The sequence below is a fragment of the Halpernia humi genome, from assembly GCF_900108025.1.
GTDB lineage: Bacteria > Bacteroidota > Bacteroidia > Flavobacteriales > Weeksellaceae > Halpernia > Halpernia humi.
On the sequence record NZ_FNUS01000008.1, the window covers coordinates 75,286 to 87,710 of the forward strand.

14 protein-coding genes are annotated in these 12,425 nt (G+C 32.5%); 11 read left to right on the forward strand and 3 right to left on the reverse strand.

The window, feature by feature from the left end:
* Positions 1-89: 89 nt before the first annotated feature.
* Genes C4S29_RS13975 through trmD form a run of 3 tightly spaced genes read left to right on the forward strand, consistent with a single transcriptional unit; the run spans position 90 to position 3,229 of the window.
* Complete coding sequence (locus C4S29_RS13975; protein WP_103914729.1) at positions 90-1,265, forward strand: aspartate aminotransferase family protein; 1,176 nt, start codon at positions 90-92, stop codon at positions 1,263-1,265.
* 33 nt (positions 1,266-1,298) lie between these two features.
* Positions 1,299-2,558: an NAD(P)/FAD-dependent oxidoreductase gene (locus C4S29_RS13980; RefSeq protein WP_103914842.1), complete on the forward strand. Its 1,260-nt coding sequence runs from the start codon at positions 1,299-1,301 to the stop codon at positions 2,556-2,558.
* Positions 2,555-3,229 (forward strand): tRNA (guanosine(37)-N1)-methyltransferase TrmD, encoded by a 675-nt coding sequence (trmD, locus tag C4S29_RS13985; protein ID WP_103914730.1) that lies wholly within the window; start codon positions 2,555-2,557, stop codon positions 3,227-3,229. The genes C4S29_RS13980 and trmD overlap by 4 nt, the downstream gene beginning before the upstream one ends.
* 6 nt (positions 3,230-3,235) lie before the next feature.
* On the opposite strand, the gene C4S29_RS13990 is transcribed toward trmD, so the two are convergent.
* Positions 3,236-4,312, reverse strand: coding sequence for a glycoside hydrolase family 53 protein (locus tag C4S29_RS13990; protein WP_103914731.1), 1,077 nt, complete (start codon positions 4,310-4,312; stop codon positions 3,236-3,238).
* Positions 4,313-4,476: 164 nt separating this feature from the next.
* On the opposite strand from C4S29_RS13990, the gene C4S29_RS13995 reads away from it, so the two are divergent.
* Both C4S29_RS13995 and deoC read left to right on the forward strand, forming a co-directional pair.
* Positions 4,477-5,430 carry an endonuclease/exonuclease/phosphatase family protein gene (locus tag C4S29_RS13995; protein WP_103914732.1) on the forward strand — a complete coding sequence of 318 codons (954 nt, stop codon included), beginning with the start codon at positions 4,477-4,479 and terminating at the stop codon, positions 5,428-5,430.
* 14 nt (positions 5,431-5,444) lie between these two features.
* Positions 5,445-6,191, forward strand: a complete 747-nt coding sequence (gene deoC / locus C4S29_RS14000) for a deoxyribose-phosphate aldolase (protein WP_103914733.1) — start codon at positions 5,445-5,447, stop codon at positions 6,189-6,191.
* A 51-nt stretch (positions 6,192-6,242) separates the two neighbouring features.
* On the opposite strand, the gene C4S29_RS14005 is transcribed toward deoC, so the two are convergent.
* Positions 6,243-6,596 (reverse strand): T9SS type A sorting domain-containing protein, encoded by a 354-nt coding sequence (locus tag C4S29_RS14005; protein WP_103914734.1) that lies wholly within the window; start codon positions 6,594-6,596, stop codon positions 6,243-6,245.
* A gap of 117 nt (positions 6,597-6,713) precedes the next feature.
* Here C4S29_RS14005 and hemB point away from each other — a divergent pair, with 117 nt between their 5' ends.
* Complete coding sequence (hemB, locus tag C4S29_RS14010) at positions 6,714-7,706, forward strand: porphobilinogen synthase (protein WP_103914735.1); 993 nt, start codon at positions 6,714-6,716, stop codon at positions 7,704-7,706.
* A gap of 56 nt (positions 7,707-7,762) precedes the next feature.
* Complete coding sequence (locus C4S29_RS14015; RefSeq protein ID WP_103914736.1) at positions 7,763-8,311, forward strand: hypothetical protein; 549 nt, start codon at positions 7,763-7,765, stop codon at positions 8,309-8,311.
* A 93-nt stretch (positions 8,312-8,404) separates the two neighbouring features.
* Here C4S29_RS14015 and C4S29_RS14020 read toward each other — a convergent pair whose 3' ends face one another.
* The gene (locus tag C4S29_RS14020; RefSeq protein ID WP_103914737.1) at positions 8,405-9,355 is read right to left on the reverse strand and encodes an isopenicillin N synthase family dioxygenase; all 951 of its coding nucleotides are present in this window, start codon (positions 9,353-9,355) and stop codon (positions 8,405-8,407) included.
* A gap of 235 nt (positions 9,356-9,590) precedes the next feature.
* Here C4S29_RS14020 and lptB point away from each other — a divergent pair, with 235 nt between their 5' ends.
* From lptB to C4S29_RS14040, 4 genes are all read left to right on the forward strand, one after another.
* Positions 9,591-10,319 (forward strand): LPS export ABC transporter ATP-binding protein, encoded by a 729-nt coding sequence (gene lptB / locus C4S29_RS14025; RefSeq protein WP_103914738.1) that lies wholly within the window; start codon positions 9,591-9,593, stop codon positions 10,317-10,319.
* Positions 10,320-10,392: 73 nt separating this feature from the next.
* Positions 10,393-10,962 carry a cob(I)yrinic acid a,c-diamide adenosyltransferase gene (locus C4S29_RS14030; protein ID WP_103914739.1) on the forward strand — a complete coding sequence of 190 codons (570 nt, stop codon included), beginning with the start codon at positions 10,393-10,395 and terminating at the stop codon, positions 10,960-10,962.
* A 22-nt stretch (positions 10,963-10,984) separates the two neighbouring features.
* Positions 10,985-11,701 carry a hypothetical protein gene (locus tag C4S29_RS14035; RefSeq protein WP_103914740.1) on the forward strand — a complete coding sequence of 239 codons (717 nt, stop codon included), beginning with the start codon at positions 10,985-10,987 and terminating at the stop codon, positions 11,699-11,701.
* A gap of 4 nt (positions 11,702-11,705) precedes the next feature.
* Positions 11,706-12,359, forward strand: a complete 654-nt coding sequence (locus C4S29_RS14040) for a thiamine diphosphokinase (RefSeq protein ID WP_103914843.1) — start codon at positions 11,706-11,708, stop codon at positions 12,357-12,359.
* Positions 12,360-12,425 lie beyond the last annotated feature (66 nt).

The window sequence follows — 12,425 nt, forward strand, 5'->3', positions numbered from 1 at the left end:
ATCACGTTTAAAATAAAATAGTTTTCAATTTGTATTTTTTTACACCAATCTTGGGATTAATTTTTTTTAAACAAAATCAATAAAAATCTATGCAACAAGATTTCTTCAATTTCCAAGCACAAACCACACAATTCGCCGCAGGTTTTGAAGTTGAACGTGCTGAAGGAAGTTACATCTATGGCAAAAACGGCAAAAAATATTTAGATTTTGTTGCCGGAGTTTCAGCCAATACTTTGGGACATTCTCACCCGAAAATTATTTCCGCAATAAAAAACCAAGCGGATAAATATTTGCACGTCATGGTTTACGGAGAATATGCGCAAAAAAATCCCGTTGCACTTTGTAAACTTTTAGCAGAAAACACACCCGAACCTTTAGAAGTTACCTATCTCGTAAATTCTGGTGCGGAAGCCATTGATGGCGCTTTGAAACTCGCAAAAAGATTTACAGGAAGAGAAGAAATAATTTCTTTCAAAAACTCTTATCACGGAAATACACACGGCGCACTCTCTGTTTCAGGGAATGAATATCACAAAAGAGAATTTCGCCCTCTTTTGCCTTTGGTAGATTTTGTTGGCTTTAATGAAGAAAAAGATTTAGAAAAAATTACCGATAAAACGGCTTGTGTTATTTTAGAAACCATTCAAGGAGCGGCCGGATTTCTTTTGCCAGAGGAAAATTATTTAAGAAAATTAAAGAAAAAGTGTGAAGAAGTAGGCGCACTTTTAATATTAGACGAAATTCAGCCAGGTTTTGGAAGAACAGGAAAACTTTTTGCGTTCGAACATTACGGCATTGTTCCCGATATTTTGGTGATGGGAAAAGGGATGGGCGGCGGCGTTCCAGTTGGTGCTTTTATGAGCAGCAAAAAAATTATGGAAAGTTTATCGCACTCACCGAAACTCGGTCATATCACAACTTTCGGTGGAAATCCTTTGATTGCTGCAGCAAGTTTAGCAACTTTAAAAGAAGTTTTAGAATCTAATTTAATGACAGAAATTGACGAAAAAGAAAAACTTTTCAGAAATCTTTTGGTACACCCAAAAATTAAAAATATCAACGGAAAAGGTTTAATGTTGGCTGTAAATCTCGGTTCGCCAGAATTTACCTTAGAAGTTGCAAAACGCTGTATGGAAAATGGTTTAGTGGTTTTTTGGCAACTTTACAGAAATGAGTTTTTACGAATTTCACCACCATTAAATTTAAGTTTAGAAGAAATAAAAGAAGGCTGCGCAATAATTTTAAAAGTTTTAGACGAAATTTAATTCCGTAAATTTGTGTGAAATCTCAATAAGATGATGCGCGAAAAAATAATAGTCGTTGGTGGCGGATTTGCTGGTTTGCAATTTGCCAGAAAACTCAATAATAAATCTGGGCAAAAAGTGATGATGATTGATAAAGTGAACCATCACATGTTTCAGCCATTGTTTTATCAAGTCGCTTGTGGGCGCATAGAACCTTCAAACATTTCCTTTCCGTTCAGAAAAATATTTCAAAAATCTAGAAATATTCAGTTTCGGATGACTGAGGTTTTAGAGGTTATTCCAGAAGAGAATAAATTGATTTGTGAAGACGGCACTTTTAATTATGACAAACTCGTAATTGCAACGGGTTGCAAAACCAATTTTTTTGGTAACGAAAAAATGGAGCATCTAACTTTTGGAATGAAAGATACGCAGCAAGCAATCAGTATTAGAAATCACGTATTACAAACTTTCGAAAAACTAATTATTGAAAAAAAACGCACCGACGATGGCAACTGGAACATTGTAATTGTTGGAAGCGGGCCCACTGGCGTAGAATTAGCAGGCGCATTTTCTGAAATGAAAAAAAATATTCTGCCGAGAGATTATCCGCACATGAATTTTAAAGAATTGCAAATTATTCTCATCAGTTCCACAGAAAAGCCTTTGGCGAATATGAGTGCAGAATCTCAAAATAAATCTGAAGAATATTTAAAAAATCTTGGCGTTAATTTTATGAACGGAGAGCGCGTTACAGATTATGATGGCGACAAAGTTTTTCTGGCTTCGGGGAAAACAATTCCTTCTAACAATGTGATTTGGGCAGCAGGTGTAACTGGCAATATTTTAAAGGGTTTTTCGGAAAGCGATATGGTGAAAAACCGCTACATTGTAGATCGATTTAATAAATTAAAAAATTTTGAAAATATCTACGCCATCGGAGATATTGCATATATGGAAACGCCAAAATATCCAAAAGGACATCCTCAAGTTGCAAATGTTGCTATTAATCAAGCCAAAAATTTAGCAGATAATTTCTTAAAAAAAGACAAAAAATCTTGGCGAGAATATGAATATGAAGATTTAGGTTCCTTGGCTACAATTGGGAAGCATAGAGCAGTTGTAGATTTACCAAAATTTTCTTTTCAAGGTCGTTTGGCGTGGTATTTTTGGATGTTTTTGCATTTAATGTTAATATTGAGTGTAAGAAATAAATTAGCTATTTTTTTTAATTGGATGTGGAGTTACATCAACAAAGATTCTTCTTTAAGGTTGATTATAATTCCTACTCAACATAATGATACAGAACAATGAGAATTGATATAATAACGGTTTTGCCAGAATTAATGCAAAGTCCGTTTCAAGCGTCTATTTTAAAAAGAGCGCAGGAAAAAGGTTTAGTTGAAATTTATTTTCACCAATTGCGCGATTTTTCTACCAATAAATACAAACAAATTGATGATTCGCCTTACGGTGGCGGCGCAGGAATGGTGATGATGATTGAGCCGATTGATAAATGTATTTCTAAATTAAAATCTGAGCGAGATTACGACGAAATTATTTACCTCACACCAGATGGCGAAACTTTAAACCAAAAAATAGCAAATACACTTTCTTTAAAAGAAAATTTAATTTTTCTCTGTGGTCATTATAAAGGCATCGATCAACGTGTTCGCGAGTTGCATATTACCAAAGAAATTTCTATAGGTGATTTTGTTTTAACAGGCGGAGAATTAGCCGCTTGCGTTTTGGCAGATTCTATTATTCGTTTAATTCCTGGCGTAATTAGCGATGAGCAATCTGCGTTGACGGACAGTTTTCAAGACAATTTGCTTTCGCCACCCATTTATACGAGACCAGAAATTTATAAAAATTTAGAAGTTCCTAAAATTTTATTGAACGGAAATTTTGCTAAAATTGAAGAATGGCGACACGAGCAAGCCGTGGAAATCACAAAGAAAAAAAGGCCAGATTTGCTAGAATAAAATTTATTAATAAACATCTAAAACTGGAAGCGCTTTATTATTAAAATCCCAAAATGCTTGGTTTTCATAAGAAGAACCGTTGGTAGAATTTTTCCCTTTAAAAGCCGTCCATTCATCGCCCCAATAACAAAAACCAATGCCCTTCGGAACATCAGAAATAATTTGTTTTATTTTTAAAAGATAGGCTTTTTGTCCGTCTGGTGTGGCTGCAAAATCTGAAATTATTTGCGAATTATCACCAATTATATTAGTTGTAGCGTCATTAAAGCCAAAAGTAAACGGATAAGAAGTTTCTACAATGCAAATGGGTTTATTAAATTTCTCAGAGATTTGGGTTAAATTATTTTGTAAAACGGATAAATTTTTACCATGAAACATTGGGTAATAACTAAGCCCAATAATATCAAAATCTACATCAGAAATTTGAGAATAAAAATTTTCAGCGCCAACAAAACCCGCAAAATGAATGATGATTTTTGTTGAAGAATTGGTATTTCTAACTGCCGAAATACCGTTCTCTAGTAATGCTTTAAATTGTGAAAATTGATTTATATTGCCTTCTGGGAAAAGAAAACCGTTATTATTTTCGTTCCCAATTTGTATATAATCTGGATTAATTTCTTGCACAATTTTTTTAGTGTAATTGTAAACATCGCTTTTTAAAGTTTCAAAATCATCATTTTCCCATAATTTTGGTTTCACTTGATGAGCAGGATCTGCCCAAGTATCAGAATAATGAACACTTAACAATACTTTTAAACCATTATTTTTTATTTCTTGGGCTAAATTTTTCACACTTTCAAAACTTGAATTTGAAGTGCTTGGATTTACCCAAAGTCTTAAGCGAATGGTATTTACACCTGCGTTTTTTAAAGTAGTGAGCATATCTTCTGCAACATTTTTTTGGTTATAAAAAACCTCATTACTCGCTCTTATTTCTGGTAAAAAAGAAAGTTCGGCACCTTTTATTTCTAAAATTTTAGAATTGTTTTCTGGCGTTTTTTGCGGAGAATTTTCACTTCTATTACAAGAAAATAAAAATAGCATTAAAATAAAACCAAAGGAAAATTTCACTAAATTCATTTATTAAATTTGATATTTTCAAATTTAGAAATTAAATAATTATTCAAACGATATTAGTTAAATTTATATTTTGAAAAACCTTATTTTTGAATAATTTAAAAAGTTTTTTTAATTCTGAATTAATTTAATTTTTTATTAGCCTTAATGGTAAAAATCACTGCCAAATGCCCAACCAAAGCCAAGAAGAACTTATTTTTTTTTACAATGTAGAAAATCTTTTTCCGCCTGATGAGAAAGCGCAGCATATTCTAAATCCCACAGATTCTGGCTTACGAAATTGGGATGAAAAAAGGTATGAGAATAAAATTAAAAAAATTGCCCACGTTTTAGAATTGGTAAAAGAGGAACATCAGAATTTACCCGTTTTTATTGGTCTTGCAGAGATTTCTTCAGACTCGGTTTTAGAAGATATTATTAAGCAACCCGTTTTCGAAAATAATTATGCTTTCATCCAATATGAATCTATGGATGAGCGTGGAGTTGATGTAGCCTTGCTTTATGACAAAACCAAATGTGAAATTTTAGATTCAGAACCCATCAGTTTTATTTTTGAATTTGAAAATCCTGGCGATGAAAGTTTTGATACAACACGCGATGTTTTGTTTTGCAAAGTGAAATTTAAAAATAAAATCATCAATTTTTATGTGGTTCATTTGCCTTCAAAACGAGATAAAGATATTAATAAACCAAAACGCCAATATATTTTAAACAATATCAAACAAAGAATTTTAAAAGAAAAACAAGAAAACGCGGAAGCCTTTATTGTGATGGGCGATTTTAATGAAAATGCAAATGATGATTTGCTTGAAAATTTTAGTTCAAATGGAGAAAACCAACTAATGATAAATCCGTTTTCTGAACTTTTTAGGAATAAACAATTTTCAACTTTTCATAATTCAGACGGACTTTTATTTGATCAAATATTATTAAGTTCAGAATTTTTCACGCCAAATTATCCGATAAATTTTGAGAAGGCTTTTGTTTTTAACAATATAAAATTAGGAAGTTGGGACCGTAAATTTCACGGAAGACCTTTTCGAACTTATGCTGGAACCAGATATTTGGGCGGTTACAGCGATCACTTTCCAGTTTTGGTTAAACTTAAAATAAACGAATAAATAATTATAAAAATATCATGCAATTACAAAAATATTTAGATTCTACTTATCTAAAAACCCCACAGCAAGCAGCAATCACAAAAGAGGAAACACTTTCAATTCTAAAAAATTTAACGGATGAAGCGATCGAAAATCATATTTTTGCCGTGATGATTCGTCCAGATTTTGTGAAAGAAATTAGAAATTATTTAGATTCTAAAAACGTTGATGTCAAACTAGGAACTGTAATTGGTTTTCCTGAAGGCACTTTTGCAGAAAATGAAAAATTAGAAGAAGCAGAAAAAGCCATTTCTGACGGCGCAGATGAACTGGATTTCGTTATTAACTATGAAGCATTTAAAAAAGGAAATTTAGATTTAGTGAAAAGTGAATTTATAAATTGCACTTCTTTGGCTTTAAAAAATGATAAAATCGCAAAATGGATTATTGAAATTGCGGCCTTAAATAATGAGCAAATTGCAGATTTATGCCAGAAAATTTCTACTTGGGCTAAAGAAAATTTTGAAGAAAATTTGCTTCAAAATATTTTCATTAAATCTTCCACAGGATTCTATAAAACAGAAAACGGAAAACCAAACGGGGCAACTTTTGAGGGCATAAAAATAATTTTAGAAAATTCTGGCGGGCTACCAATAAAAGCGGCAGGCGGTGTGAAAACATACGAAGACGCTGTAGAAATGATTAATCTGGGAGTGAAAAGAATTGGGACTTCTTCTGCTAAAGCGTTATTAGAAAATCAAAAAAGTGAAGAGAATTATTAAATAAATAATTTAAGAAAGAATAAAAAAAAGGCTTCAAAAATGAAGCCTTTTTTATTGTTTTATAATCTGAGTAACTTTTTGAGTGTCGTCGCTCATCACATATTTCATAAGATATTTTCCTGGTCTTAATTTATCTAAATTAATCTGCGCAGAATTCATATTAATATTATATTGCGCCACTTGCACCCCAAGAATACTGTAGAAAGTGACAGTTTTTATTTTTAAATTAGAATCTTTAGACTTTAAAATAATAAAATCTTTTGCGGGATTTGGAAATGCCTGCAAAACGCCATCATCACTTTTTTGCACAGAAGATGAAATGTCTCTTGCACTTTGCTGAGCTTTCATCTTAACGCTGAAAGTAAATGTTGCTGAAAAAAGAATTAAAAGTAGAAGTTTTTTCATTAATGATCTATAAATAGAATATTAGTACAAATATATACTTTAAGAATTTATTTTGCAATAGTTTTTTAAATAAAGTATTTTTAAATTTGTACAAAATTCTCAAAAATTATACCAAAAATGATAATTTATTCAAGAAATAGAAGATTAAGAACCAGCGAAACTTTAAGAAGTTTAGTGCAGGAAACGGTTCTTACCACAAATGATTTTGTAATGCCCATTTTCGTGATGGAAGGTTCGGGGAAAAAAGAAGCAATTTCTTCAATGCCTGGAATTTTCCGCCGCAGTTTAGATTTAACAATTTTAGAATGCAAAGAACTTTTTTCTTTGGGCGTAAAGGCTGTAAATCTTTATATGAAAGTTTCAGAAAATCTTAAAGATAATACAGGAAAAGAGGCGTGGAACCAAAATGGCTTAATGCAAAATACCATTAAAGCCATAAAAGATGCTGTTCCTGAAATGATCATTATGCCCGACGTGGCGCTCGATCCATTTTCAATTTATGGCCACGACGGCATTATAAAAGATGGAAAAATTGATAATGATTCTACGAATGAGGCATTGGTGAAAATGTCTTTGTCTTTAGCAGAAGCCGGTGCAGATATTCTAGCGCCAAGTGATATGATGGACGGCAGAGTTTTGGCGATGAGGGAAGCGTTGGAAGAAAATAATTTTACCGATGTGGGAATTTTAAGTTATGCTGCAAAATATGCGAGTTCCTTTTATGGCCCGTTTAGAAGTGCTTTAGACAGTGCGCCAGTCGATAATCAAGATATTCCAAAAGATAAAAAAACCTATCAAATGGATTTTCATAATTCTCGTGAAGCCTTAGATGAGGTTTACAAAGATGTCGCTGAAGGCGCAGATATTATTATGATAAAACCAGGAATGCCATATTTAGATATTGTGTCTAAAGTGCGTGAATCCATAGATTTGCCAATTGCAGTTTACAATGTGAGCGGCGAATATGCAATGCTAAAAGCCGCTGCACAAAATGGTTGGCTAGATAACGACAAAGCCATTATCGAAAGTTTAACATGCATAAAAAGAGCAGGTGCAGATATGATTTTCACCTATGCAGCGAAGGAAGCTGCTGTTTTACTCAACAATTAAAACCAGGTTTTTTATATAAAGCAATTTTTTTTATATTTGATACAAATACTTTTGCTATGAAAAAATTTGTATTATTTATCTTTTTGGCATTCTTTTCAATTTTTAATGCTCAATTAAAAAATGTTGATGTTGTAGATTTTTATAATTGGACCGCCAGTAATGGGACGCATTATGATTTTATCTTCATTTCAGAAAAATTTGAAGGATTAAATCAAAAGAAACCTGCTTTAGTTCGTGTTAAATATTCTCTCGACGGTGGTGCTACTACAAAAATAGCCGAATACGATGCCGTCATAACCTTAGATTATAATTCGAAAGATGATGATTTGGTTTTGAATTTGATTGCTGGAAAAACTGCAAGAATTATAAAAGGTAAAAATGGCTACTCACCAGATAATTTTATTTTGTATTATAGTGCTAAAGGTGACTATTTAAAAGGTTTTCAGGCAGATGAGAACGAAATGGCCAAGGATAATGTAACTTATTCTAAAGTTTTTAAGACCGATTTTAAAATTGAAGACTTAAGAACTTTAATAAAATTATATTTTAAACCAGGTGATCGGCTTTATCCAGATTTAATGAAATATGCAGCAAAATATGATTAATGTGATTCTTTAGAAATAAACATTAAAAAATCACTTCATTACCTATAACAAAAAAAGACGAAAGTTAATTCGTCTTTTTTTATTTTAAATAAATTATTTCTTAATCAATCCCAATTCCACCAATCTTTCGTGTAGAAATTCGCCCGCCGTAATATCTTCATACAATTTCGGGTGGTCTTCATCAATGCACTCTGGCAAACAATTTAAAGGCATATCACTTACCGGATGCATAAAAAACGGCACAGAATATCTAGATTTTCCCCACATTTCTCGCGGCGGATTTACCACTTGATGGATCGTAGATTTTAATTTGTTATTCGTCAATCTAGAAAGCATATCGCCCACATTAATCATCAATTCATCGGGTTGCGCAATCGCGTCAATCCATTCATCTTTATGATTTTTCACTTGCAAACCTTTTCCTTGAGCGCCCATCAAAAGCGTAATTAAATTAATATCGCCGTGCGCAGCGGCTCTCACCGCATCTTTTGGCTCACTTGTAATCGGCGGATAATGAATGGGTCTTAAAATAGAATTTCCGTCTTTAGCAAATTTGTCAAAATAAAATTCGTCTAAACCAATATACAAAGCCAAAGCTCTCAAAACATAAACTCCAGTTTTTTCAAGCATTTGATAGGTTTCTTTTCCCACTTTGTTGAAATTTGGTAATTCTTTTACTTCAACATTATCCGGATATTCTTTCGCCCATTTAGAATCTTTATCTACATATTGACCAAAATGCCAAAATTCCTTCAAATCACCTGTTGATCGTCCTTTTGCGTGTTCTTTTCCAAAACTGATGTAACCTCTTTGTCCGCCAATTTCCGGTATTTCATATTTTTCTTTGGCTTCAAGTGGCAATTCAAAAAAATGCTTTACTTCTGTATAAAGTTCTTCCACTAATTTTTCCTCTAAAAAGTGTCCTTTAAGTGCAACAAAGCCAATTTCTTCATAAGCTTTACCGATTTCATCTACAAATTTTTGTTTTCGTTTCGCATCTTCAGAAAGAAAATCTCTTAGATCTACACTCGGGATTTTTTCCATAATAATTATTTTTTATAAGATATTTAATTCAGTGTTTTTTTTGGGCAGTTTTTTCCGTCTTCCGTTCCCGCTTCCGCCGCGGCGGAGAGCTCCACTCAAGCCGGGCTGCTAAATATTGCGTTTTAAACCTCAATAAAAACAAATTTAGGCATTTTTTCCTTTCATTAGTCTTAATATTTAGTTAAATGAAATTTTAGTTAAAATTAGACTTGTAAAAAATATTATCTTTGTCTTTATGATTTTACGCGGAGAAAATTTAATAAAAGAATACGGCTCAAAAAAAGTTGTGAAAGGCGTTACTTTAGAAGTGCAGCAAGGCGAAATTGTAGGATTGTTGGGGCCAAATGGCGCTGGGAAAACTACCTCTTTTTACATGATAGTAGGTTTAGTAAAACCCACTTCTGGCAATGTTTTTATAGATAATAAAAATATTACCAAAGATGCAATGTACCGTCGGGCACAAATGGGAATTGGTTATCTCGCACAAGAAGCCTCCGTTTTTAGAAAATTGTCTGTAGAAGATAATATTAAAGGCGTTTTAGAACTCACAAAATTATCCAAAAAAGAGCAACAATATAAAACAGACGAACTCATTGAAGAGTTTTCTTTGGAACACGTTCGCAAAAACCGCGGCGATTTGCTTTCTGGCGGTGAAAGACGAAGAACCGAAATTGCAAGATGTTTGGCAACAAGTCCCAATTTTATTTTATTAGATGAACCTTTTGCTGGCGTTGATCCAATTGCGGTAGAAGATATTCAGAAAATTGTGCGCTCTTTGGTAGAGAAAAACATCGGTATTTTAATCACCGATCACAATGTGCAACAGACTTTAGCCATTACAAATAAAACCTATATTATGTTTGAAGGTAAAATTTTAAAAGAAGGTTTGCCTGAAGATTTAGCGAACGATCCAGATGTTCGACAAGCCTATTTAGGCGAAAACTTTAAGTTTGAAAAAATATAAGACTTATTTTAAATTTTAATTATAAAATTTAATAAGTCTCAAATCTCAGGTCTCACATCTCAAATCTCATTTAATGAAAATCTATACCAAAACCGGCGACAACGGCGAAACTTCACTTTACGGCGGAACACGCGTTTCCAAATCTTCTGCGAGAGTTGATTCTTACGGAAACATCGATGAACTAAACAGTTTTATTGGTGTTGCAAAAGCGCAAATTTCTGACGAAAATATTTTAAATCAATTAAAAAAAATTCAGTTTAACCTTTTTACCGTTGGTTCAGAAGCAGCAACACCGACCGATAAATTAACTTTAGCCAACGGAAATTCAAGGTTAAGTTTAGTAATTTCTGAGAAAGAAATTGAAGAACTTGAAATTTGGATGGACGAAATGGAAACGCAATTAGAACCTTTGCAATATTTCATACTTCCCGGCGGCGGAGTTTCTGCAACAGCTTTTCACGTTGCAAGAACCGTTTGCAGACGAGCAGAAAGAAGTTTGGTTTTCTTAAATGAAACAGAACCCGTTCGCCCAGAATTAATAAAATATCTAAACCGACTTTCAGATTATCTCTTTGTTTTGGCGCGTTTTGTTTCAAAATTAAATAATGAAACTGAAGAATATTGGAACCCGAATGATAGATAATTAACTAATATATAACTAAAACATGAAACAAAAACTACTTATTCTTTGCAGTTTAATTGCAGCAAACTTCTCTTTTTCACAAATTAAAACAAAACTGGTTCTTAATGATGGAAGTGTAAAAACAGGCTACACATTTGCAATGGAAGCATCAGATTTAGATAAAAGTTCTGCTGATCTTTTTAAAATTAACCTTTATAATGGTAAAAAAAAGAAAAAATCTTCTTTCAAGGCCTTTTCAAAAGACGAAATCAAAGAAATGTCGGTTTTTAACAGAAAAGATCAGCCTGTAAAACTGGTTTTCGTAAAACCAACGATGGAAGAATTTAACCAAACCAAAAAAGATTTAGGCAAATTCAATAAGAAATTAGTTTTAAATTATGAAGATATCTGGACACCGATGATTTTCGTCAAAGCGGGACAAGATGCAGATTTACTTGCTACTTTTACTTATGAAGACGATTTTAAAATTGCAACGCGAGGTAATTTTTATGTTACGGATTCTTATACTTTCTTTGTTGTCAAGAAAAAAAATGAAGATGTTGCACAACTTTTGGGAGATATTAATAAAACTTCAGGCATTACCGTGAGAATTGGGAAAGACAAAAATTTAGAAAAGAATGCAAAAGTTATTTTTAAAGATTTGTGCCCAAAGTTAGTTGCAGACATCAATAACGGAACATTCAATGTAAAATATGATCCTGTAAAAGTTTTTGATTATTACACCGCAAATTGCAATTAAAAAATTGAAATCCCTTCTTTTCATCAACGGAATTCCACCAAAAAATCTTCCTAAAACAGAAGACTATTCTTTGATTGCCTGCACAGACGGCGCTTTTCATTATTTAAAAGAAAAGAATTTTCCCCTGGAAAAATTAGATTTTATTTCCGGTGATTTTGATTCGCATTGTCATGCTGAACTTGTCGAAGAATATGAGGCGCTTCGAAAAGCTCAGCGTGACAAAATTTATAAATTTGAAATCATAGAAACGCCCAATCAAGATAAAACTGATTTCCAAAAAGCATTAGAAATTTTAGAAGAAAAAAATATTTCAGAAGTTCAGGTTTACGGCGGAAGTGGCGGCGAAATGGATCATTTTCTAGGAAATTTAAGTGTGGCTTTTTTATTTAAAGAAAGACTAAAAATCACTTTTTTTGATGAATTCTCAACTTATTTTTTTTCGCCAAAACATTTGGTTTTAGAAAATGTAAAAGATAAAATGATTTCGCTTTATCCGTTTCCTATTGCAGAAAATATAAGTACAATAGGTTTAAAATGGCAATTAAATAATGAAAATCTAAACCTTCAAAGCCGAATCGGAACGAGAAATCTGGCGGTTCAAGACCAAGTCGAAATAAATTTTGAAAACGGAGAATTAATTATTTTTTTGCAGCATTAAGCTTTTATTACAGAAGATTTTCAACTTGCTTAAATGGTCTTCGTTTTAAATTACAATAAATAATGT

Bases quoted from the DNA above. Each gene is read 5' to 3' on its own strand.
- C4S29_RS13975 (WP_103914729.1), top strand. From the start codon at position 90: ATGCAACAAGATTTCTTCAATTTCCAAGCACAAACCACACAATTCGCC.
- C4S29_RS13980 (WP_103914842.1), top strand. From the start codon at position 1,299: ATGCGCGAAAAAATAATAGTCGTTGGTGGCGGATTTGCTGGTTTGCAA.
- trmD (WP_103914730.1), top strand. From the start codon at position 2,555: ATGAGAATTGATATAATAACGGTTTTGCCAGAATTAATGCAAAGTCCG.
- C4S29_RS13990 (WP_103914731.1), bottom strand. From the start codon at position 4,312: ATGAATTTAGTGAAATTTTCCTTTGGTTTTATTTTAATGCTATTTTTA.
- C4S29_RS13995 (WP_103914732.1), top strand. From the start codon at position 4,477: ATGCCCAACCAAAGCCAAGAAGAACTTATTTTTTTTTACAATGTAGAA.
- C4S29_RS14005 (WP_103914734.1), bottom strand. From the start codon at position 6,596: ATGAAAAAACTTCTACTTTTAATTCTTTTTTCAGCAACATTTACTTTC.
- hemB (WP_103914735.1), top strand. From the start codon at position 6,714: ATGATAATTTATTCAAGAAATAGAAGATTAAGAACCAGCGAAACTTTA.
- C4S29_RS14015 (WP_103914736.1), top strand. From the start codon at position 7,763: ATGAAAAAATTTGTATTATTTATCTTTTTGGCATTCTTTTCAATTTTT.
- C4S29_RS14020 (WP_103914737.1), bottom strand. From the start codon at position 9,355: ATGGAAAAAATCCCGAGTGTAGATCTAAGAGATTTTCTTTCTGAAGAT.
- lptB (WP_103914738.1), top strand. From the start codon at position 9,591: ATGATTTTACGCGGAGAAAATTTAATAAAAGAATACGGCTCAAAAAAA.
- C4S29_RS14030 (WP_103914739.1), top strand. From the start codon at position 10,393: ATGAAAATCTATACCAAAACCGGCGACAACGGCGAAACTTCACTTTAC.
- C4S29_RS14035 (WP_103914740.1), top strand. From the start codon at position 10,985: ATGAAACAAAAACTACTTATTCTTTGCAGTTTAATTGCAGCAAACTTC.